The 23,984-nt window shown below is 47.4% G+C and carries 16 protein-coding genes; 8 read left to right on the top strand and 8 right to left on the bottom strand.

Annotation, left to right across the window (positions count from 1 at the left end; translation table 11 throughout):
* Positions 1-419: 419 nt before the first annotated feature.
* From MJO46_RS16340 to hldE, 3 genes are all read right to left on the bottom strand, one after another.
* On the bottom strand, positions 420-899 hold the full coding sequence (locus tag MJO46_RS16340) for a TetR family transcriptional regulator (RefSeq protein WP_253990237.1): 480 nt from the start codon (positions 897-899) through the stop codon (positions 420-422).
* Positions 900-1,053: 154 nt separating this feature from the next.
* The gene (locus MJO46_RS16335; protein WP_253990236.1) at positions 1,054-1,881 is read right to left on the bottom strand and encodes a hypothetical protein; all 828 of its coding nucleotides are present in this window, start codon (positions 1,879-1,881) and stop codon (positions 1,054-1,056) included.
* Positions 1,878-3,308, bottom strand: a complete 1,431-nt coding sequence (hldE, locus tag MJO46_RS16330; RefSeq protein ID WP_253990235.1) for a bifunctional D-glycero-beta-D-manno-heptose-7-phosphate kinase/D-glycero-beta-D-manno-heptose 1-phosphate adenylyltransferase HldE — start codon at positions 3,306-3,308, stop codon at positions 1,878-1,880. Before hldE ends, MJO46_RS16335 begins: the two co-directional genes overlap by 4 nt.
* A gap of 102 nt (positions 3,309-3,410) precedes the next feature.
* Here hldE and MJO46_RS16325 point away from each other — a divergent pair, with 102 nt between their 5' ends.
* Positions 3,411-4,337, top strand: a complete 927-nt coding sequence (locus tag MJO46_RS16325) for an LpxL/LpxP family Kdo(2)-lipid IV(A) lauroyl/palmitoleoyl acyltransferase (RefSeq protein WP_253990234.1) — start codon at positions 3,411-3,413, stop codon at positions 4,335-4,337.
* Between the two features lie 105 nt (positions 4,338-4,442).
* Here MJO46_RS16325 and MJO46_RS16320 read toward each other — a convergent pair whose 3' ends face one another.
* Positions 4,443-6,161, bottom strand: a complete 1,719-nt coding sequence (locus MJO46_RS16320; protein WP_253990233.1) for a potassium/proton antiporter — start codon at positions 6,159-6,161, stop codon at positions 4,443-4,445.
* Between the two features lie 630 nt (positions 6,162-6,791).
* On the opposite strand from MJO46_RS16320, the gene MJO46_RS16315 reads away from it, so the two are divergent.
* The 3 genes from MJO46_RS16315 to MJO46_RS16305 all read left to right on the top strand — a co-directional run bounded on the left by MJO46_RS16315 (position 6,792) and on the right by MJO46_RS16305 (position 11,926).
* Positions 6,792-9,077 carry a nitric-oxide reductase large subunit gene (locus tag MJO46_RS16315; protein WP_253990232.1) on the top strand — a complete coding sequence of 762 codons (2,286 nt, stop codon included), beginning with the start codon at positions 6,792-6,794 and terminating at the stop codon, positions 9,075-9,077.
* Positions 9,078-9,283: 206 nt separating this feature from the next.
* Positions 9,284-10,840, top strand: coding sequence for a nitric oxide reductase transcriptional regulator NorR (gene norR, locus MJO46_RS16310; protein WP_253990231.1), 1,557 nt, complete (start codon positions 9,284-9,286; stop codon positions 10,838-10,840).
* A gap of 171 nt (positions 10,841-11,011) precedes the next feature.
* Positions 11,012-11,926: a L,D-transpeptidase family protein gene (locus MJO46_RS16305; protein WP_253990230.1), complete on the top strand. Its 915-nt coding sequence runs from the start codon at positions 11,012-11,014 to the stop codon at positions 11,924-11,926.
* A gap of 63 nt (positions 11,927-11,989) precedes the next feature.
* On the opposite strand, the gene MJO46_RS16300 is transcribed toward MJO46_RS16305, so the two are convergent.
* Positions 11,990-12,817, bottom strand: coding sequence for a M14 family metallocarboxypeptidase (locus MJO46_RS16300; protein ID WP_253990229.1), 828 nt, complete (start codon positions 12,815-12,817; stop codon positions 11,990-11,992).
* A gap of 166 nt (positions 12,818-12,983) precedes the next feature.
* Between MJO46_RS16300 and MJO46_RS16295 the strand changes: the two genes are divergently transcribed.
* The 3 genes from MJO46_RS16295 to zapE are packed head-to-tail and all read left to right on the top strand — an operon-like array spanning position 12,984 to position 17,183.
* Complete coding sequence (locus MJO46_RS16295) at positions 12,984-14,399, top strand: pitrilysin family protein (RefSeq protein WP_253990228.1); 1,416 nt, start codon at positions 12,984-12,986, stop codon at positions 14,397-14,399.
* Positions 14,396-15,958 carry a pitrilysin family protein gene (locus tag MJO46_RS16290; RefSeq protein ID WP_253990227.1) on the top strand — a complete coding sequence of 521 codons (1,563 nt, stop codon included), beginning with the start codon at positions 14,396-14,398 and terminating at the stop codon, positions 15,956-15,958. The genes MJO46_RS16295 and MJO46_RS16290 overlap by 4 nt, the downstream gene beginning before the upstream one ends.
* Before the next feature lie 10 nt (positions 15,959-15,968).
* Positions 15,969-17,183, top strand: a complete 1,215-nt coding sequence (gene zapE, locus MJO46_RS16285) for a cell division protein ZapE (RefSeq protein ID WP_253990226.1) — start codon at positions 15,969-15,971, stop codon at positions 17,181-17,183.
* A gap of 627 nt (positions 17,184-17,810) precedes the next feature.
* Here zapE and MJO46_RS16280 read toward each other — a convergent pair.
* Positions 17,811-18,809 (bottom strand): LysR family transcriptional regulator, encoded by a 999-nt coding sequence (locus MJO46_RS16280; protein WP_253990225.1) that lies wholly within the window; start codon positions 18,807-18,809, stop codon positions 17,811-17,813.
* 138 nt (positions 18,810-18,947) lie between these two features.
* Between MJO46_RS16280 and MJO46_RS16275 the strand changes: the two genes are divergently transcribed.
* Positions 18,948-19,907 (top strand): sodium-dependent bicarbonate transport family permease, encoded by a 960-nt coding sequence (locus MJO46_RS16275; RefSeq protein ID WP_253990224.1) that lies wholly within the window; start codon positions 18,948-18,950, stop codon positions 19,905-19,907.
* A 92-nt stretch (positions 19,908-19,999) separates the two neighbouring features.
* Here the strand turns inward: MJO46_RS16275 and MJO46_RS16270 are convergent, their stop codons facing one another.
* Both MJO46_RS16270 and glnE read right to left on the bottom strand, forming a co-directional pair.
* Entirely contained in the window at positions 20,000-20,971 is a 972-nt protein-coding gene (locus MJO46_RS16270) for a diguanylate cyclase (protein ID WP_253990223.1), read from the bottom strand.
* A gap of 151 nt (positions 20,972-21,122) precedes the next feature.
* Positions 21,123-23,984: a bifunctional [glutamate--ammonia ligase]-adenylyl-L-tyrosine phosphorylase/[glutamate--ammonia-ligase] adenylyltransferase gene (gene glnE, locus MJO46_RS16265; RefSeq protein ID WP_253990222.1), complete on the bottom strand. Its 2,862-nt coding sequence runs from the start codon at positions 23,982-23,984 to the stop codon at positions 21,123-21,125.

Here is a 23,984-nt window from a genome sequence, read left to right as displayed (position 1 = left end):
GGCAATATTAATCAAAACGTCGCTATTAGGGCTGGGGTTGGATATCAATTGGCATCGGTCTTGGCGGTTATCTTTTTTGCCGCTTTTACCACATTAATCTTGCGGATCTACTGATCAAAAAGTTTAAACAGCTTTTTATCACTGGTGCGATATTACATCTGCTGCTGTATCTCGGCCTTATCGTTAAACTATTCCTTATCGATAGCATAGAGGATATTCCTGCCTTTTTAATCAACCATTTGGTATACCATCACGCACTCAGTGCACTCATTGCTGCTGCTCTCACCTTTATGACTATCGGCGTATATCTAACCCAGCAAAAGCTAAAGCAAGCAGATATCACTTCCCCTTCGCTCCTTAATTAATACCCTAAAAAGCCAAAAGGAGCCCATAGGCTCCTTTTTTATATCAATCTGCTGTTAAGCTGCTTTAGCCACATCAAAATTTGATAATAACATCACCGCAGTGCGGCCTAATAAGTGATTGACCGTACGATCGCCCACTAGACCTAACTCAGCAATTGCTTGCTGACGTGCCGTACTCACCGCTCTGAAGAGCGTAATCTCATTATTTGCACCACCGCAAAGACTAAAAAACAGTCTCAATACTGCACGGTAATGTTCTTCTTGCATCGCCTGCATCCACGAGGTTTCTAATGCCTCTTGGCTCGAAAAATCGAGTGCTGCAACAAATAGATTGCCAATACGGCTATCTAAACGAACCAGAAAATCACTCTTGCGTGGAAAATGATGACTAATACCTGTACGGCTAATACCCGTTGCTTCAGACAGCGTGGTATAAGACATAGTCTCAAAGCCAATAGTCAAAATTTGTCTTAACGCTTCATCCATAATCTGATTTATGGTTTGCTCAGTTTGTACTCGCGAGCGCTTAGCCATAGTAAAGTCTCCCATTCTTCTTTTTCTGGGGAAAGAGCTTACCAAAGCATCTCAGGGATTACTGCTGTTGAAGCCTGCCAAACAAGTGTATTTCGCTTTTGTTCAGCTAGGGTTCAGTTTTAAACAGGGAACTTTGTCCGTTTTATTTACATGCCTATAACATTGCATTTTGAAGCAGCCAGTCACGGGCTTTTTCTCGTCCCATTAACAAATCAAAGGTGGGCTTTAAATAATATCCAAGTTCTGTTTTTCGCCAAAAGAGATATTCAGGAAGGGGTTGTAAGACACTCTGACCAAAGGTGCGCTGCATTAAACTCGAGTATTCACCTAAGGTGCGAGGATCTATTTGTGTTACTATTGGGTAAAAATTAGCCACAAAGTCACGATATTGGCTGTAATGCGCGACTTGCAACACTTGATAACCATTTAACACTTGTATCATCATGGGCGCACTCCAGTGAGACATGTATTGCGCATTTGTTAGCGCCGCAAGATTTCGCCTATGGTATTGCTGCCATGCAAGATGATAACTGCCCTTTTCCCTCGCTATACGCCAAATCAAGTAGATATCGGCTAACCATTCATGTTGGTAAGTGGTTAAGTTCTCAGGCAATAAACTGCCTTGCAGGGCAAGGTTCTCAAGATGCCCTAGCTCATGCCAGAGGGTCAGTTGGGACTGTTCTTGCAAATCTAATTGATAGGTCACCCGATCAATATTGGCGAATTGAACCTCTGGTGTTTCTCGCTCATTAATCAGTATTAAACCGGATAAATGACTATCTGCTACCGGCATAACCATAGCGCTGCGAAGGCCCAACTCATGTTTAAATTGTGCAGGCGTGCTAGGCAATTGGAGCCGTACTGATGCGGGGAGTGTTTCGAGGCATTCCTTTAATTCGGCTAAAGGACAGATTAAAGCCTGCTTATCGGCGATAGGCACCCAAGACAGGCTAGTCATCAAGGTCAGTGCAATAAGGCTCACTGATTCGCCATGATATTTTGAATAATCGCCGTGGTTGAAATACCGTCTTCAAAGCCCAGCACTTGCACTTGACCGCCTGCGGCCATCACTTCAGCGCCACCGGCAATATCCTCAAGCTTGTAATCGCCACCTTTTACCAAGAGATCCGGCAGCAATCTGGCAATGATCCGCTGTGGGGTATCTTCACTAAAAGGCACCACCCAATCGACCGAAGCTAAACCAGCCAATACTGCCATGCGTCTATCAACTTGATTCACAGGGCGCCCCTCGCCCTTAAGGCGTTTTACTGAGGCATCATCGTTTACCGCCACAATCAAACGATCCCCCAAAGCTTTCGCCTGTTTAAGGTAGCTCACGTGGCCCGCATGCAAAATATCGAAGCAACCATTGGTCATCACCACACGCTCACCACGCAGTTTGGCTTGCTCTAATGCATAGGCGAGCTGATCTTCACTCACCACACCAAAACCGGACTCTCCATGGTGCAATGCTAAGGCTTCAATCAGCTCAATGCGGCTCACTGTTGAAGTGCCGAGTTTACCAACGACTACACCAGCGGCGGTGTTCGCAATAGCACAAGCTTGCGGTAAATCGGCGCCCGCGGCTAATGAGGTTGCTAAGGCCGAAATCACAGTATCACCGGCGCCGGTTACGTCATAGACTTCACGGGCAACGGTGGGGATATGCAATTCAGGCGCATTGGCGGTCACTAAGGTCATGCCCTTTTCAGAACGGGTGACTAAGATGGCATCAAAATGATGTTGCTTGAGTAAGCCGCGGGCTTTTTCCAGCAGATCCGCTTCAGAGGTCACTGTGCCCACAACCGCCTCAAACTCGCTCATATTCGGGGTAATTAATGATGCGCCATGGTAACGACCAAAATCACTGCCCTTAGGATCGACTAGCACCATCACACCTTTTGCGCGGGCAAGCGCAATGAAATCTCGTGGTTGATCGATAGCGCCCTTAGCATAGTCAGATAACACCACCACATCGACGGAATCGAGTAAGGCCTCAGATTGGTTGAGCAAACGCACGCTGTCGGCCTTGTCGAAAGCTTCTTCAAAGTCGAGTCGAATAAGCTGCTGATTACGCGATAACACCCGCAACTTAGTGATGGTTGGTTTATCGGCAATGGTTAACCATTGGGGTTCAACCCCTAAGGCTTGCACGCCAAGCGTTAGGGCGTTGGCGGTATCGTCTTCACCGACCAACCCAGCAAGTTGGACTTGACCACCTAAGGTCGCGATATTGAGCGCCACGTTGGCCGCGCCGCCGGGTCTGTCTTCGACTTGATTAATCTTCACCACAGGCACTGGCGCTTCGGGGGAAATGCGTCCCGTCGGGCCAACCCAATAGCGGTCTAACATCACATCGCCGACGACTAACACTTTGGCTTTTTCAAATGCTGGCAGAGAAACCTTCATAGTGCTCTTATCTTTTGCAGAAATTAAACCGTGATTGTACCTAATTTTCAGCAAAAATTGAGTTAGAATAAGCAGTAATTTTCAAAAGTAGTGAGTATTTTCGTGGTCGAGAAAGCCGAGTTTTCATCTTCGTTATACCATCCTAAACATTGGCCCATGTGGTTTGGCGTATTATTAATGCGGTTAACCCAACTCTTGCCCCTGTCTTGGCAGATGAAATTAGGTAAGTGGATAGGCCGTTTAGTCATGACGGTTGCGGGGAGTCGCACCCATACCGCCCGCCGCAATTTAACGCTATGTTTTCCTGACATGCCAGAGAGTGAGCGAGAACAACTGCTTACTCGTAACTTTGAAGAAACGGGCAAAGCCATTTTTGATACCATCAATGCTTGGTGGTGGTCCGATGCAAAAGTGCATCAGCATATGCAGATCACAGGCAAAGAATACGTTCAAGATACTTTAAATGCTGGCCATGGGGTGATTCTGTTTGCCGTGCATTGTTTGCCGTTGGAAATGGGTGCCCGTATCTTCGGCCAATTCCAGCCCGGCGTTGGCGTTTACCGCCCACACAATAATCCCGTGATGGAATACCTACAGGTGCAGGGACGCTTACGTTCCAACAAAGGTTTAGTCTCTAAACGTGACTTGCGCCAAATGGTGCGCTGCCTGCGTAATCCCGATGTGATTTGGTACACCGCCGATCAAGACTTTGGCCGCTCTAGCGCGGTATTTATCCCCTTTTATGCTATGCCAGATGCGGCAACGATTACGGGCGCGACGACCTTAGCCAAACTCGGTAAAGCCAAAGTGCTGCCCTTTTTTGTGGAGCGTACTGAAGGTGATGAGGGATATCGAATTGAAATCATGCCACCACTGGAGAACTTCCCAGGGGAAGATGAATTAGCCGATGCCATTCGCGGTAACAAAATCATTGAGAGCATCATAGATAAAAACCGCGCCCAATATATGTGGTTACATCGCCGCTTTAAAACCCGTCCAGACCCTACGGACAAATCTTTATATCAATAAGCTCAATCAGATTTTGAAGACAAAAATGCCAGCAAATACGCTGGCATTTTTTATGATGACTTTCGATTGCCCAAGCAAGCTAACATCAAGCAATCAGAGCGAATTCTAGGTCGGTAAACGAATACCCACGTTAGTGACTTTACCTTCATACAACCCAGCCACGACCCAATGCAGCGACTGCCATTGGAACTGATCGCCCAGCACTGGATTAGCGCCAAGCTGTGACACTACAAGATCGGCGACCGTCATATCGTCGGCGAGATTATCTAAACTCAAGCCATAAATGGGCGCGAGATCCGCAAGCTTAACGTCGGTTTCAATAAAAAAGTCACCAAAGAAACGTGGTATATCTTTAGTTTCAGGCGCTTGACTAAAGAGGTTACTCAAGGCTTCTAAACTGCGCTCCTGACCTAGCACGCAGAGTATATCCCCCGCCTCCAATTTAGTGCTCCCAGAGGGATGCAATAACGTGTTATCCCTAAATACCGCCGCAATCCGTGTTCCATCGGGCATAGCTAAGCGTTTTAGCGGCTCACCAATACACCACTTATTCTCACTTAAACGATAAACAAATACTTCCCACTCACTGCTCGGGTAAATTTCAACTCCCGAACGCGAAATGGGCAACGGCTTTGGGGGCAGTTCCACCTTAGCTAAGCGGGCTGCGGTGGTCAAAGACGCACCTTGAACCAGTAACGAGACTAATACAACGAAAAAGGCCAAGTTGAAGTACAGCTGCGCCCCCGGCAGGCCCGCCATCATAGGGAATACTGCTAAGATGATAGGTACAGCACCGCGTAGCCCCACCCAAGAAATAAACCAACGGTCGCGACTGCTAAAGCTCTTAAAGGGCAGAAGACTCAGCCACACGGCCAGCGGTCTTGCAAAGAGGATCATCCCAAATGCTAAGGCAAAACCTGGGAGTAAAATATCAAACAAATCAGAGGGAGTGAGTAACAGCCCTAACACGAGGAACATGCCGATTTGACTGACCCAGGTCATGCCATCCAATACGTTCAAAATCGCATGACGGCCACGGGTCGGTTTATTACCCAGAAACAAACCAACGAGATAAATAGATAAAATGCCACTCCCGCCCAGTTTGTTAGAAGCCGCATAAATAATCAGTCCACCACTTAAGACTAAAATCGAATACAGCCCCTCGGCGAGCTTACTTAAATTGACCAGCTTCCACAGCATCCAGCCGCCACCGAGGCCCAAACAAATCCCCAAGCCAAACTGCTTAATAAAGCTGATAAGCATAAAGCTAACCGACAATTCGGCATCCACATTGGCGAGAATCGCAATCAGAGTGACAGTTAGGAACACCGCCATGGGATCGTTACTACCGGATTCGATTTCCAGTGTCGCACCAACCCGCTCGTTGAGACTGCGCCCCTTAAGTAAAGAGAATACCGCTGCGGCATCGGTTGAGCCGACAATGGCCCCCACCAGCAAACCTTGCAACCAGTGTAAATCGAACAGCCATGCGGCCATGATGCCAGTGATACTGGTGGTAATAGCAACACCAAAGGTCGCCAGGGATAATGCGGGCCACAGGGCCACCCTAAAGCTGGCAACCCGTGTACGCATACCACCGTCGAGTAAAATAATCGCTAACGCTAAGTTACTGACAAGATAGGCGGTCGAATAATCATCGAACAGGATCCCACCCGGGCCATCTTCACCGGCCAAAATACCTACCGCGAGGAAAATCAATAAAATAGGGATGCCGAGGCGGGAAGACATAGGGCTGAGCAAAACACTCACTGCAGTAAGTAAGGCACCGATCAGAAAAAAACTATTGATGGAATCTGCATCCACACATGCCTCCTTAAATACCGCTTATTTAGCTATACGATAGACAAATCACCGAGGTTAAAAATGACTCAACTGACAATTTTTGTGATTTTATATTAGCACAAACAATACAAAATATTGGAGCGTTAAATATTAAATTTCAATCATCTACGCTTAAACACTATCAATCACAACTTTGGATTAACTTTCGCATAAAAAACCATAAAAAACCATAAAAAACTTAAAAGTCATCAAGCCTATCAACTTGTGACATTATCAATGAAAACTATAAAATTATCATTTACTTATAAAAAATCACCCCACGTAAACCCAGCGCTTTTAACTGAAATGACAATAGTAACCATCTAAAAATGCGCTTTATGGCTTAAATGCTATCTTTAAGCCTGTTATACCCCGCAATATTTTGAAAGTGCTGGGTCAACTGGCTAGATTGATTGTTTTATCGACATTTATTTATTCAGCATTGTCATAAAAACAATCAATGTCATTTAAACAATGAATAACAGTATCAAAAAGACAATTAAATTCGACATCAAATAAAAATATTCCTTTATTTTCAACGACAAAAAACTTGGCACGTTTTGCGCAATAACCAACAAAAGGTATCAAAATGACGTTGCATTAAGGGGACTTATGAGCAAACAAAAACTCACCGCCATCGCACTATTATTAGTGTTGATAGCTTCATTTACTGTACTACTGAGCATAGGCAGTGAAATTTATCGGGAAAAACCACCCATACCCACAGCCTTTATCGATGTGAATGGCCAAGTTATTTTTAGCGAAAATGATATAGAACAGGGCCAATTAGTATGGCGCTCAATGGGTGGCCATCAACTCGGCTCAGTTTGGGGGCACGGCTCCTATGTTGCGCCCGATTGGACAGCAGACTGGTTACACAGGGAAGCCGAGGCTTGGCTCGATCTGCGCGCCGAGCAGCAATACCAGACGCCATTTGCCCAATTAAACTCCCAAGAAAAAGCAGGCCTTGAGCAAGCATTAAGGGATGATTTACGCCATAACAGCGTCGAACAACAGGCCGATGGCACTAGCCTGATTAAACTATCCTCCATACGGGTAGAAGCGATCAACAGGGTTACTCAACATTATTTATCCTTGTTTGGTGATGACCCGAAACTCAGTTCACTGCGCGAACAATACGCCATGAAAGAGGGCACAGTGCCCGATCTTGCCCGCCGTGAACAACTTAATGCTTTCCTCTTTTGGGGTGCTTGGGCTGCAATCACTGAACGCCCTGATGCCTCCTACACTTACACCAATAATTGGCCCTTCGATCCCCAACTGGGCAATACTCCCACCTCGGATAATATTGTCTGGTCGATCCTCAGTATCGTGACCCTGATAGCGGGTATTGGCGGATTGCTCTGGCACCATGCCAGCGGTAAGCATGAAAGTCTGCCGAAACCATCGGAACAAGATCCGCTGTTTTTTACTAAACCTACCGCCTCACAAAAGGCCGTCGGGAAATACTTCATCACAGCGATAGGTCTCTTTTTACTGCAAATTTTACTCGGGGGCATTACCGCTCACTATGCTGTGGAAGGCCAAGAGTTTTACGGTTTCCCCCTTGCTGAGATACTTCCCTACTCAGTGACTCGTACCTGGCACACCCAATTAGCAGTATTTTGGATTGCCACGGCTTGGTTAGGCACAGGTCTATATATTGCCCCCGCGTTATCGGGCTATGAACCTAAATACCAACGTCTAGGCGTTAACGTACTTTGGGTTGCCTTAGTGGTCGTAGTGCTAGGTTCAATGGCCGGCGAATGGATTGGGGTGCAGCAGTATTTTGACCTCGATATGAACTTCCTCTTTGGTCATCAAGGGTATGAATACATAGACCTAGGCCGAGTATGGCAAATCCTGCTCCTCGCTGGCCTACTGATCTGGCTCGCTTTAGTCACTGCAGCCATTAAACCCGCCCTCAAGGTGCAAGGCGAAATGCGCCCTGTTATTTGGGTACTCTATGCCTCCTGTGTTGCCATTGGTTTGTTCTATGGTGCTGGCCTCTTTATGGGCAAACACTCCAATTTAGCCATCGCCGAATACTGGCGTTGGTGGGTTGTACACTTATGGGTTGAAGGCTTCTTCGAAACCTTTGCAACCGCAGTCATTGCACTGATGTTAGTTCGCTTAGGCTTGATCCGCGGCCGCAGCGCCAACGGTGCGGTGTTGTTTACAACAGTGATCTTCTTAACGGGTGGCTTAATCGGCACCTTACACCACCTCTATTTTACCGGCACTCCAACCTCGGTTATCGCCTGGGGCGCAATTTTCTCGGCCTTAGAAGTCGTGCCTTTAGCCATCATAGGTTTTGAGGCAATGGAAACCTATCGCTTGCGTAAAGCCAGTCCATGGATGCAAAGATACCACTGGGCCATTATGTTCTTTGTGGCCACCGCATTTTGGAACTTAATCGGTGCTGGCGTACTAGGATTCCTTATTAATCCACCTATCGCCCTTTATTACATACAAGGCTTAAACACCACAGCAACCCACGCTCATGCAGCATTTATGGGAGTATATGGAATGCTAGGCATAGGCCTAATGCTCTTCTGCCTACGCGGCCTCACGGGCAATATGCAGTGGAACAATAAAATGCTTAAAGGAGCCTTCTGGAGTCTGAATATTGGACTGGCTGCCATGGTGTTTATGTCATTGTTCCCCGTTGGTATTACACAATTTTTTGCCGTCATCGACCATGGTTATTGGTATGCCCGTTCGCCTGAGGTCATTCATAGCCCACTGGTTGAACGACTGGTATGGATGCGTATGTTTGGGGATGTGATCTTCAGTGTTGGTGGTCTATTGATGGGAGCCTTCTTGGTCGATTTGATCAAAAAGGCCCTAAATAAATCACCCAAGCTTCAGGAAGAAGTATTGCAACCCAATAACTAAATACGTTCGACTAAAACCATTCTAGCCCTTCCAAGGTGTCGTCACTGGCACCTTGGATTTCTAATATAGGACTGGGAGTTATGAATAATCGGTCAGTGTTGCCCATACCTGTGTACATTTTTACTGTTAACAGTGTCTAAACTACATGTGTCAATATAACAATTAATGGTATAAATCAGGGTAGCTTAGCCGTTGTTGGAGTTTTTATGACCCTTAGTCAAACCGATCTTACCCGTATCGCCCTCGATATCACCTCTGGTTTAGCCCATAGGGATCGCTTTTCACGTTTACTCAATACTGTGAGGCAAAACCTACACTGTGATGCAGCAGCCCTACTCACCTTCCACGGTCAATATTTTACGCCGCTTGCCATCGATGGCTTAAATGATGATGTGCTCGGCAGACGTTTTATCCTCAACGAGCACCCAAGGCTTGAAGCCATTGCCAGAGCCGGGGATATAGTGCGTTTCCCCGCCGACAGCGAGCTTGCCGATCCCTACGATGGTTTGATCCCCAATCAAACTGGGGCGCTAAAAGTTCATGCCTGTATCGGGCTACCGTTATTTGCCGATGAACGTCTTATCGGCGCTGTGACTATCGATGCCCTTAATCCCCTGCAATTCGATCAATTCAGCAATGCCGAACTGCGTAGCTTAAGTGCCATCGCCGCCGCATCCTTAAGCAATGCCCTGCTCGTTGAAAAACTCGAGCGTATGGCGCTAAACAGCCACTCGACCAATGTGCAGGAAAATAGCCCTAACCTGAGCCACGATGCCGAAATTATCGGCCATTCACCCTTAATGCAAAGCTTAAATCGAGAGATTGAAGTCGTTGCCCATAGCGATCTTAACGTGCTGATCTTAGGCGAGACAGGCACAGGCAAAGAGTTAGTGGCGCAGGCTATACATCAAAAATCCGCGAGATCAAACAAAGCGTTAGTCTATCTAAATTGCGCAGCACTGCCAGAGTCGGTTGCCGAGAGTGAACTCTTTGGCCATATCAAAGGCGCTTTTACCGGGGCAATCAGCCATCGCAGTGGCAAGTTTGAAATGGCCGATAAGGGGACACTCTTTCTAGACGAGATTGGCGAATTGCCCCTCACGCTACAGGCCAAATTGCTGCGGGTATTACAATATGGGGACCTACAAAAAGTAGGCGATGACCGCAGCCTAAAAGTCGATGTACGCATCATTGCCGCAACCAATAAAGAGCTTAAAACAGAAGTGCTCGCCGGCCGCTTTAGGGCGGATCTCTACCATAGGTTAAGTGTGTTTCCCCTGCTGGTACCGCCACTGCGGGAGCGTGAACAGGATATCACCCTATTGAGCGGGTTCTTTGCCGAACGCTATCGGCAAAAACTCGGTATGAAACAACTTAACTTCAGCCCCAGCAGCTTAATGTTGCTCAATCAATATACTTGGCCAGGCAATGTGCGCGAGTTAGAGCACGCTATCCATAGGGCAACAGTCCTCGCCCGCGTATCCGCAGAGGACGGCTGTTGCACCATAGAGCCACAACATTTTGATTTGCCCCTTAAACTCAGTCCCTTAGAAATGGGCCAATCGGCCATTTATTCAGCGGGCGATGGCGCAGGCACCGAGCGGGAGTTTGTCAACCTAACCCTAGCCACTGATACATTTCAGAGTGACTACATCAAGCAGGTATTTAAGGCACAAAATAGCAATTGGGCCGCCACGGCCAGAGCCCTAGGGCTCGACCCTGGCAATCTTCATCGCCTAGCGAAACGCTTAAAGCTAAAATAAGGCATAAATACGCTTTATAAACCATATTTCAGTTGAAATAATGTTCAAAATAAGGAAGGATGCGAGCTTCGCGCGCCAGTGCATTTTGTCCGTCAAATTGCCGCTCTATTTTCGGTAGAGAAAGCTGCGCTAAACACGCTTTTTTATTAACAGGAATCGTAGTATCCGCTTATGAGTATGCTTCGCACCACAGCTTTATTACTGACTTTGGCTTTCCCAAGTCTTTCCGCTTTAGCAACGGAATATCCCCTGCCGTCTCCAAAGAGTCGGTTAGTTGGCGAAAACCAGTATTACACAGTACCAGAGGGCAAACACACCCTCGAAGATATCGCCGCCAAATTCCAACTCGGCCTGAGTAACTTGCTGGAAGCAAACCCTGGTGTCGATCCTTTTCTGCCTACACCAGGCAGTAAACTATTAATTCCTCAGCAGTTAATTCTGCCAAATGCGCCGCGTGAAGGTATAGTGATCAACGTCGCTGAGATGCGCTTATACTACTATCCCAAGGGCAAGAAAACCGTTGAAGTCTTACCTATTGGCATAGGCCAAATCGGTAAAGACACACCCGAAAATTGGGTGACCAGCGTACAACGTAAACGTGCCAACCCAACTTGGACACCCACACCACGTATCCGCAAAGAATACGCCGCTAAGGGCGAAATTCTGCCAGCGGTATGGCCAGCTGGTCCAGATAACCCAATGGGGCTCTATGCACTCTACATTGGTAACTTGTATGCCATCCATGGAACCAACGCTAGCTTCGGTATTGGTTTACGTGTTAGCCAAGGCTGCGTGCGTTTACGTCACGATGATATCGAGCATTTATTCAAGAATGTACCAGTAGGAACCCGCGTACAATTTGTGAACCAGCCGATTAAAATAACCGAAGAACCTGACGGCAAGCGTTACTTAGCCGTGCATCAACCACTTTCACGCACTGTGGCTGAGTTTGAATCTACTGAGCCAGTCTCAATATCCTTACCCAAGGATGTGGCTAAATTTATCGCTAAGGCGGATACCGACTCTTCAGTGATCAAAAAGCTGCTTGATGAGCGCACTGGCGTGCCAACGGTTATCAATCAGTAATACGACGCAGATAAAAAAATACCCGCGAATAGGCGGGTATTTTTTTATCTATAAACCGGCTTTTCAATCACATAATGGCGCACAAAGGGCCAAAAAGTGCGTCATCGCCGCACTATTAGCCAACACCCTTTGGTCGAAATTTTGCTGTGCTGGCGTTTCAGTACAGGCACCGACACGGGCGCCACTACGCACTAAACATGCCTCGAAGGATGTGTCGAAGTGATTGAAGATCAAGCCATCCTTCACCGGGCATCCGTCAATTTCACCATCTACGGCAATCGGGAAGTATCCGCCTAAGGTGTCCCGTAAATCTAGGCTAAAACGCCCGGGGACTTGGCTTGGCTCGAATGAATACACATAGGCCTCACGACTCAAGACATCTTCATGGCAGGTTAAAATGCCATCGCGGCTCGCGGCAATCAACAACTGGGCATGTTCTAACAACAACTTGCCCTCAACCGAGGTGGTTTCATTCGCCTTAGGTTTACCATTTTCAAACACAAACCCACGGTTAGGGTTTTCACCAAACTTATTGAATCTATGGCCACGGCTAAATCCCGTGGGATTGACTAGGGGCAATAAGCTTAAATTCACTCGCTCGAATAATTCGGGGGAAGCTTCGCTTAAAAAGTGCAGCAATCCCCAAGGACCAGCAGACTCTTCGCCATGGAAACCTGCGCTGATCAGTAATGACGGTAAGCCTGACTTAGCGGCGGGAGATTGATACAAACTGACGCTGTATTTACTCACTTCACCCAATTTCTTCTCAACCATGCCCAAACGGGACATTTCCTGTTCAAGCAACAGATAAAAATTGTCAATATCAGTGCTTTCACAGTTAAAAATATCACTTTTCCACTGAAAGGATTCGAACGGGGATCTGCTAACCATATCTTGTACTTATGCCAGAAAAAGAACTGTGCCATCATAGCAGTTCTTTTCAAAAACTGAATGCTATTCAACTGATTTAGATAAAATCCGATGAGCCACAAATGCTGTCGTCAAAAACACAGCCCCATAGGATAACGGTCGCTACACCATTGAGACGGGATATGAAATGAAAACCCAAGTCAGCTTCTATATTGCCTTTATGGCGAGTATTTTCAGCCCCGCACTTAAGGCCCAATGCCATATCCTTGGTGCACAACCCCTGTACCAACTAGAGTCACGCATCGAAACCTATACCTTAGCTAATGGGCTAAGAGTCCGTTTATTGCCATTAGAAGATAAACAAACCCTGACCATCGCCAGCCAATTCAATGTTGGCGCCAGAAACGAAGCCAAGGGCCAAAGCGGTTACGCCCACTTATTCGAACATATGCTATTCAAGGGCAGCGAAAACGCCCCCGGCGACACCTATGCCCAGCAATTTAGCGCCCTTGGTGCACGTTTTAATGCCAGCACCCATTTTGATTACACGAATTATTTTGTGACTCTGCCTAGCCAAGCGTTAGAACTGGGGTTGTATCTCGAAGCGGACCGCTTTTTTCGCCCAAGCTTGAATGCGACCACAGTGCAAAATCAGCAGGAAACCGTACTGCAGGAAATGGCCCAGACCATAGATAATCAGCCCTATGTCCGCAGTGCGATGGAATTTTTGCTCGCGCAGGTCGAAGGCACCGCCTATGGCCACGGCGTCATTGGTAGCCGCGAAGATATCACCCAATCCACGCCAGAGAGTTTAACCGCCTTTCACCGTGACTATTATCGCCCCGATGCCATGCAACTCTCCCTTGTGGGCAAACTAAACCCTGAGGTCAAAGCCCTTATTGCGCAAAACTTTGGCGCTTGGTCACAACCGATTGAACCCATAAAAGCATTTAGCGAGCTGAAGGTGGATCCTCAGCCCGTACATGCAGAACTAGTCGATGAACGTGGCCCTTGGCCTGGATTATTGCTCGCTTGGCATACCGTAGGCAAAGACCACCCAGATGCTGCGGCGATTCGTTTACTTGAGACCCATTTATTCCAAAATACCGCCAGTGCAATCGCTAAAATAAGCCAACATAATCCAGCGCAAATGCTCAGTTATTCCCTGCCCTTTGAATTAGAAAATCATGGGATTGCCAATATTGTCTTGGTTCCTCGCGCTCGCACTTCACTCGATACCTTAGTGGAAAAAGTGCTGGGGCTTATCGCACAAACACAGCAACAGGCTCTAGATGAAACTCGCCTGTGCACACTTAAACAAGTGTGGTTAAACAATCGATTACAACAACTCAGTGATACTCAAACTTTAGCCACACAGCTTTCGGCGACCTCAGGGCAAGATAAAGACCACCCCTTTACCGCGCAGTGGCAGCGGATCAATGCTGTCACGGCCGATGATATCCAAAGAGTTGCAAAACAGTATTTTAATCAAGACTATGTGCGGGTCGACCTGTTACCCCCTTGGTATATTCGCTGGGGAAAAACGCTGTTGGAATGGCTGCCTAGTGATATGAGCGACAGCCTAGAGGATGCCGTATTATGATGACTCTGACCTTGAGCTCTCACACACAGCTAACGCGGCTACTAGGCTTAATGTGCTGCGCTGCGGCGTTATTACTGAGCGCCTGCCAGCAAACGCACATCGTCTTTACCCCGAGCAAGCCGCCAAGTTTAGCGAGTTTTGATACGCCAGCTTCCCCTGCGTTACCTAAGACTGGGGTTATCATCCCCGCTAGGGAGCAGGCTTTTACAGATGAAGTCCCTGCATCATTGAATTTGCCTTATCAATTACATAGAGAAGTCGCAACTCAAGCCGATAGCAATCTGAACCACAGAGTCAGTTTGGCCGCAATAAGTCCGCATATTCCCTTTGATAATCCGGATATTTTGCAGATTGCCTTTCAGGAAAAAGCCCGTGCACTGGCCATTCACCTCGCAGATCCCTGCCTCGAAACCTTCAATATTCGCGTCACTTTGCACAGCATTAATTTAAGCCTCGCCTGCCCAGGCGAGGTCAACCATCTCTACGACTCGCTACTGCTATTTTGGCAGCCAGATACCTTCGATGGTGCGACAACCGCCGCCGTGGACATTGATAATATTCGCCGCCAACTCAAGCTTAATAAGCACTTAAATGCTTTTAGTGGCGCCGAGATAGACAAAGTGTGGCGCGATAAACTGCTCGGGCCCGAGCATCCCTACAATCGAGTGCTTAATAATGATGTCCTGTTCAATTCCCTCAGCCTAAAACAACTGCAACAGATCCAGCAACAGGCGGCAACGCAGGCGCAGTGGCATCTGTTTCTCCCCAGCGCACAGGCAAAAAATGCCGAATTTGACCTACAAGCCAGCATAAATCAATGGCCAACATTGGATAAATCGTTGCCACAGTCAGATAAACCCGAGATGGCAAAACCTAAACAAAGCAAGAGGATTTACCTTATCGATGCGCCTGGCAGCGTGCAAACCCAAGTCCGCATTGGCTATGCACTCAATGATGCCCTAAGCCCTAACTTAAATGAGATCCAGAACGATGCAGCTAAGTCGCCAAAACTCAGCCCACAGGACATTGCCTTAAGTTGCCGCAGTTTGGCCGCACTAATGGGTCGCAGCTTTTCGGGCCGGCTCTACTATGATTTACGGGAAAAACGCGGTCTCACCTACGGCATCTACGGCCAATGTGCTAACGCCCCGCTGTCCAGCAGCATCAAATTTTATGGCAGTACAGCCATAGAACATACGGGCGCCTTTGTGGTGGGCATACTCGATCACCTCGCGCTCGTTAAAACTCAAAGTGCCAGCCAAGGCGAAATCGATGCACTTAAAACCTATTTGATGGGTGAGGATTTACTCAGCCAAGACAACAGCATTCAACGTGAAAACCAATATATCCAACAAGTTGCCACAGGATTAACTCAAGTTGATGTGCAAAAGCTGAACACAGAGTTGCAGGCGCTAACGCCCGAAAAGCTGCAGCAATTAGCCAACGGGGCGTTTAGCGGTGAACCGTTAATTATTTTACGGGGGGATATCGACAGCATTATCCCCGACTTAACCGCTAAACTGCCGGAATGGCAGTTGGAAAAGATCAAGGTAAATTAGGTCAAGCTATATGGCTAACACTATGCTTTTTAATCAGTTAATCGATCAAAACACGCCCATATCGCCACTGGCTATTTATCAAGCCAAAGTGGGGATGGATTTGATGGAAGATCCCGCTCAGCAACAGGCCGTTTTAGCCCTAGAGGAACTGTTCCATCAACTGAGTTCTAGCCCTAAACAAACCAGCCTAAGACGGGCCACTCAGCTCAAAGGTCTGTACCTGTGGGGCGATGTCGGTCGGGGTAAAACCTTTCTGATGGATTTATTCTTCGATTGTTTGCCGAGTGAAGATAAGTTAAGGCTGCATTTTCATCGTTTTATGGCGCGTATCCACCAGGCATTGCGGCAACATTCTGGGCAACGAGATCCCTTAAAACTGATCGCCAACAATCTCGCCAAAGAATGTAAAGTGCTGTGTTTCGATGAGTTTTTTGTATCGGACATTGGTGATGCCATGATACTTGCTGGCCTATTTGAACAACTATTTGAGCAAGGCGTGATACTCGTCGCCACCTCTAATATTCCCATCGACCGCCTATACGAAAATGGGCTGGCTAGACACAAATTTTTGCCCTGTATCGCACTGCTACAAAAGCACACCCAAATGCTGCATCTCAATGGTAGTCAAGATCATAGAATGCACGCTTTAGCCGATGAGGTATCAGAGGAGGCATTGGCCTCAACGTCCCAAAACATAGCCCCCATAGGCGTGCTTGATTTCGATAGTATATTCAATAAATTAACCAAAAATGCTCCCTGCATAGACCAGACCCACATTCGTATCTGTCAGCGTCACATTCCCATTATCCGCGCAACCCTTAGCAGTGAGCAGCCATCGGTCGCTTGGTTTGATTTTAATGCCCTGTGTGATGGCCCCAGATCCCAATTGGACTATATTGAAATTGCCAGTAAATTTAATATCTTAATGCTAAGTAATGTACCCAGACTCGGCGGTGAAGTGAAAGGTTGGATCCGCGCCCGCGGCACCGAGGATGGCACAGGTGACAACCAAGCTGTAACCACAGGTGAGCGCAAACTCTCCTATGCCGCCAATGATGATCCTGCACGGCGTTTTATCAGCCTTATCGATGAGTTATACGATCAGAACGTAATCCTATATTTAAGTTGTGAGGTGCCACTTAAGGAACTCTATCAAGGCGGCGCCCTTAGCTTTGAATTTCGCCGTACCTATAGCCGTTTAATAGAAATGAGTCGCAGCTCTTAATATTTTTATCGTTAACGACCTGACAATAACGTGATCAAATTTAGCAAGCGGAATAGAAAACCTTAATTGCTTTGGGGCAAAGCCCCTTAACGACTATGCCCTAAATAATCTGGATTACCTGCTAGAAAGCTCAGATCATTAAATTCTGGCAATTCGCATTGAACCGTATTTTCAAGCTTAATGACATGCTGAAATTCAAGAGTTAAAAAGACGCGGATATAACAATGAAGCCCATTTGACTCGTGTCGATAATAGGCGGCAAAAGAATTTGGCTGTCCATGCAGATGATATAAATCAACTAGTTTTTTTTTGCAATTCTATTAGCTGATAATCCGTTAGTAACGCATCGCCAAGATTGATTGAAACCCAATTTTTCATTTTCATCATCCTTATCTATCAGGACCAAATTAAGGCACACCGAACAACGCGGCTGCGGCAATGGTAATAGGGAGCAATTTTAAAAAGAGAGTTTAAGGCTAATTTGAGTCCTGCGAGGACGCAGCATAAACACCTCCGTGCTTAATGCTTAACCAAAGCATAGTCAGTAACTGTTACACCATTTTAGCTTGGGTATCAAAGCTAGTTTTTATAATAAAATCAGTTACAAAAAAACAAATTACAGCAGTATTAAGGCCGAGTTTGGGACACATGATTAAAGTGCATTGCCAGTGCACTAATATCGGCGGCAACCCATTCTGGCTCAATGCACTCGGCCAAATGCGCCGCCATAAAGTCCACCAGCTGCATGGCAGCATAGGGCAAGCGACGATCTTTTCGGCCAACCAGATACCAGTTACTTTCGAGCGGAAAACCCGTTACCGGCAAAATAGCTGGTTTTTCACGGCCTTCTTGCAGCGTGTGCGCCGAAATCACCGATAATCCTAAGCCCGATGCGACGCTTAGGCGTATCGCCTCATTACTCTCAATTTGCATAGTGTCACCGAGCGTAATGCCTTGACCGCTGCACCAAGATTCGAACATCAAGCGGGTAGCCGATCCCGGTTCGCGCACGATAAAACGCTCATTTTTAAGTTCGTTAAAATTCACTTGCTCGCGGTCCACCGCCCAATGATCCTTAGGCGCAATCAGTTGCAGCGGGTTTTTAATGATCCGCGCAGATAGCACGTTATCGCCGCTAGGTGGATGACTAAACAGATATAAATCATCTTCTTGGCGCTCAAATCGGCCCAACACATGGGCACGGTTACCGATATTTAAGGTCACTTTAACCTGCGGAAACTGCCGATAAAAAGCCCCTAAAATCCGTGGTAACACGTACTTCGCGGTAGTGACGATACCGATATTAATGTGACCAACACTGCCACCTTTAGCCTGCTGTATAAAGGCATCGAAATCCTCAAAACGACTCAGAGTATCGCAGGCAGCTTGGTAGAGTTCATTGCCAATCAAGGTCGGCAATATACGACCATCACGACTCTCGAGTAGCGGCTCACCCAACACATCGGCCAGCTTTTTAAGCTGTAATGACACTGTAGGTTGGGTTAAATGCAACACCCTCGCCGCGGCGGAAATATTGCCCAACCGCACAACTTGAACATACACCTGCAGTAACCGAAAACTCAAATGCCGCAATTTAAGCTGAGTCGATGATGAGCGCTTATCCATAGATAATTATCTATACCTAAGTGGCAAACAATTTATTTTTCAATATAACCAATTAGGCCCAAAATCACCAGCCATCAGGATCATCCGACAATTAAGCCTGTTCTACACTGCTTAAAAATCAAACTTAATGAGATACTTATGCCCGATATTGTGATTGCCTTTTTCGCCTTAGGCTTGTTAGCTGGCCTTGTGAAGTCAGATCTTAAAGTTCCACCCGCGATCTATGAAACCCTATCCATACTGTTAATGCTCACTTTGGGCTTAAAGGGTGGTATGGCGCTCCATGGTCACACCCAAAACTTAGTAATCACTGAGCTGTTAGCGGTTGTTGCTTTAGGCTTTATTATCCCCTTGGCCTTGTACCCAATGTTAACCCGGCTGGTTCGCGTTGGTCACACAGATGCCATAAGTATTGCCGCCCATTACGGCTCCGTCAGCGCAGGAACCTTTGCGGTGGTGATGGCCATGGTGGAAAAATCGGGATTGATCCTAAGGCCAGAAACCACCCTGTACCTCGTGCTGCTAGAACTGCCGGCGATAGTCGTGATGCTCTGGCTACACAGATACTTAAGCGCTAAAAAAGCAATTGAAACATCATCCAAGAATCAAACTCAATCGAGCGTGTTGCACGAAGCCTTAACCAGCCGTGGCGTTGTATTACTCCTTGGTGGTGTGGTGATAGGTTGGCTTTACGGCCCAACGGGGCTTGCGCCGCTCACACCCGTGTTACTGGGTGGGTTCAAAACTTTACTGGCATTATTTTTACTGGAAATGGGCTTAGTGACGGCTAAAGTGTGTTTGCCGCTACCACTGAAGCAATGGCGCTTATTGATGTTCGCCGCCGTGATGCCCTTTGTATTGGCTTGGTGCGGTATTGCCGTTGGATTATGGCTAGACTTGCCCTCTGGCAGCATTTTAGTGCTGGCGGCATTAAGTGCCAGTGCGTCTTATATCGCAGCGCCAGCGGCCATTCGTGCCGCAATACCCGAGGCCAATATTGGGCTAGCTATGCTGGCCTCTCTCGGGATCACGTTTCCGGTTAACGTGTTAATTGGCTTACCTTTATATCAACACTGGGTCATACTCATTACGGCTTAATGGGCACGGCTTAGTGCTTCTTCGCCGAATAAAGTCCAATGACAAGGGAGACATTATTGTCTCCCTTGTCATCTAACTTAAACACACATTATTTAAGACGCATCGCCGTGGTGGGTCGCTTTATCCTGGTACATAGCTTTATCGGCGGAGTCGAACAGATCCTCTAAGCTCACTGCAGAATCCGGTGTCCAGTGGGCAACGCCAATACTGGTGGCAATTTTATGATCTAGCGGATGTTGTTGATTATATTGTTCAAGTAATGATTTAAAACGATTTATAGCGAGGTTAATCGTCTCCCTGTGTACAAAACTTAACAACACGACAAATTCATCACCACCAAGCCTTGCTATCACATCCGACTCCCTAAAGGCCGACATCAAAATATGGGCAAAATCATATAGCACTTGATCCCCCCTAAGGTGGCCAAAGTTGTCATTCACTTCCTTAAAAAAGTCTAGATCGAAGAATACCAAGGCCGCTTCGGCATGGGTGCGACGACAACTCGCTAGAGCTTGATGCGCCAACAATTCAAAACCACGACGATTAGAAATCGTCGTAAGTGGATCTAAGGTATTTTGGGCAATGGAGAGTAACTCAGCCTCCACCATTTGGCCTAAATCCGTTAAGGTTTCCATCTCTTCGCCACTAAACGTTCGTGGCTCAGTCCCAATCAAACATAGGGTTCCCACCCGAAATTGACCGTGAAGAGTTAAAGGATACCCAGCATAAAACCGCATATAGGGTAGCTGTACAACCAGCGGATTATCACTAAAGCGTGCGTCCTTTAGGGTGTCATTAATAATAAAAATTTCTTCATGGTTAATGGCATGGGCGCAGAAAGAAACATCCCTTGGGGTTTCAGTGATTTCCAATCCTTGGCGGGATTTAAACCATTGACGATGTGCATCGACAAGGGTAATGACACAATAGGGTAGGGAAAAAATTCGTCGAGTGAGCCGAGTAATACGGTCGAAGCGTTCTTCGGCATCGGTATCTAACACATTGAGTGAACGTAATGTGGCTAAACGTTGTAGCTCATTATCAGGGATTGGCGGTAATTGCATGGCGCTCTCTGCTGGCTGCTCTTATTAAACTTTAGACCAAGTTAATCGGAACGTCTTACAGAATAGCGCCAACCTTCAATGACTGCATTGGGTGGATAACATTCAACGGCAATGATATTGGCCCAAGCGGGTTAGGGAAACAGGGACGATACTAATCGAGCACAGTGCGATAAATGCTAAGTACCCGCTCGGCATGTTCAGCCACCTCTGTATAAGGCAGTTGCCCCGATTTTTGCTGCAATGTAAGCCGATGATTTTCATCCCTTAACCAACAATAGCTTTGGGTTAAGTGCTGGGCACTCATTATAGGTAAAAGCTCAAGCTCGGCCAATACACCAAAAATGCGTACATTGTCGGACCAAATCGACAGCTCGGGATACTCATGGGCATTGGCCAGCACCAGATACTGGGCAATAAATTCAATATCGGCGATGCCACCTGGGCTCTGTTTTAAATCGAATATCCCCTCACTGGCCTTAAGCAAGTGATCACGCATCTTTTGGCGCATCTCGCGCACCGCTTTTTTAAGCTCATCTTTATCCCGCGGTTTTTCCAGTACCGAGGCTCGGATACGGCTGAATTTCACCGCCAAGCTATTATCACCAAACACAAAACGTGAACGTACTAAGGCTTGATGCTCCCAAGTCCAAGCTTCATCGGCTTGGTATTCACCAAAACGGGTGATTTCACTCACCATCAAACCCGATGCCCCCGATGGACGCAAGCGCATGTCCACCTCATACAACTCGCCCGACGTAGTGCGAGTCGAAAACAAATGCAAAATCCGCTGCGCTAATTTCAGATAAAAATGCCCGACCTCAATGGGCCTGTCGCCATTCGTCAGGCTATTGGCCATGCTGGCATGTGCCTCATACAGGAATACCAGATCCAAATCCGATCCATAGCCCAGTTCAATTCCCCCTAACTTGCCGTAACCAATAACCGCAAAACCAGTATCATTTCCCTCAAGATAAGTCGGAACACCGTGACGCTGAGCGATCTGCTGCCATGCCTGCATCACCACTTGCTCGATAATGGCCTCGGCTAAAAAGGTTAAGTGATCGCTCACCTGCATTACAGGTAAAACCCCGGTCACATCGGCGGCGGCGATTTTAAGTTGTTGGGATAATTTAAATTGGCGCAGCGCTTCCATCTGCTGCTCCATATCATCCTCAGGCACCCGCAGCAGATACTGGCGCAGCTCGCTGGGGTAATCATCGAGCGAGGTCGTATCATATAAATGCGCGGGATCGATAAGTTCATCGAGCAACATCGGAAACTTAGCCAATTGGGCGGCAATCCAAGGGCTGGCGCAGCATAGACTGACCAACTGCTGGCGCGCACCGGGGTTTTCACACAGCAATTCAAGGTAAGTTGTGCGCGTTAAAATCTGCTCCAATACCTTAGACACGGGTTCAAAGGCCGCCGACGGACTCGGTTGATTGAGCAATTCTTCTAGCAATCTTGGCATTAACTTATCGAGGGTTTCTCGGCCACGGGGGCCGATGGAGCGTTTAGTCACAGTTTCACGCCAACGACTGAGTAAAGGCCATAACTGTGGATCTTCGATATTTTGCTCCGCTAACAGGGCAATGGCATGGTCATCCTGCTGCACATTCCACAGCTGCGCCGTCCAGTGCTCAGCTTTTTCTTCACCTTCTTCCCCGCCTACGGTAGCTTTAAAGTGGCGATGAATTTTCGCCATCGCGGCCTCAATATGGGTTCTAAGGTCGGTTTCATTAGCCATATCGAGCACATAACACAATCGCGCCCAATCGAGTGGGTTATTCGGCAGTGTTTGCGTCTGTTTATCATCGATGGCTTGCAGTAGGTTTTCGACCCGGCGCAGCAGCAAATAGCTGTGTTTCAGCTCATCAACCGCCATATATTCAAATTGCCCAAGACTGTAGAGGGTGTCCATAGCGCCAAATAAACTCTGCTGGCGCAGGGCGGGTTCGCGACCACCACGGATGAGTTGAAAACTCTGCACCACGAACTCGACCTCACGTATTCCCCCGGCACCGAGTTTTATATTGTCGGTCAGTTGGCGGCGACGCACTTCTTGGGCGATAAGTTGTTTCATTTTTCGCAGGGATTCGATCGCCGAAAAATCGATATAACGGCGATACACAAAGGGCCTGAGCATAGAATGCAATTCATCACTGAAGTGGGTCCAAGGCCCAAGGGCGCGGGCCTTGACCATGGCATAACGCTCCCAATCGCGTCCCTGTTCCTGGTAATAATCCTCAAGACCGCTAAAACTCACCACCAGCGGACCACTCTCACCGTAGGGGCGCAGACGCATATCCACCCGAAAGACAAAGCCATCGACACTAATTTGATCGAGCAGATTAACCAGCCTCTGCCCCATACGGATAAAAAACTGTTGATTATCAAGACTACGGCGGCCACCGACGGTTTCACCATGCTCTGGGAAGGTAAAAATCAAATCGATATCGGAGGAGAAATTAAGCTCGCGGCCGCCTAACTTGCCCATGCCTAAAATCAGCAATGGCTGTGGTGTGCCAGCCTTATCCATTGGCGTGCCGTACTGAGTGCACATCTCTTTATAGAGCCAGTCGCGGGCGCAGATCACTAAGGCTTCGGCGAGTGCAGACAGATCGAGTAAGGATTCTTCTAAACTGGCATAGTCTAAAAAATCACGCCAAGCCAAACGCACCATTTGATAATTGCGAAAGCGTCGCAGCACAGCTTTTGCCATATCTTCAGATGTGGCACTGGCAAGCTTGGCATGCAATTCAGTATCAAAGCTTTGGCGTTCAATCAGCTGCAAGTCACCGGCAAACAGTGACCTTATCCATTCGGGATGACGGCTCAACTGCGTCGCCACATAATCACTGAGCCCAAGCACAGTTTTCAACTCTTGCTGCTGGCTGGGCGTCAGTTGCAAGAGCCCTTCAGACCACACTTCCTCTAACCGCTGCCAATGGCGCTCGGCCGTTTGAGTGATCAGAATAGACAATGACTTATTACTGTCTTTTTGCATGGTCAT

The organism is Shewanella sp. KJ2020 (assembly GCF_024197625.1).
In the GTDB taxonomy this organism is placed as follows: domain Bacteria; phylum Pseudomonadota; class Gammaproteobacteria; order Enterobacterales; family Shewanellaceae; genus Shewanella.
Note: the sequence above shows the minus strand (reverse complement) of the source record. Positions and strands in the feature narration are given on the sequence as shown.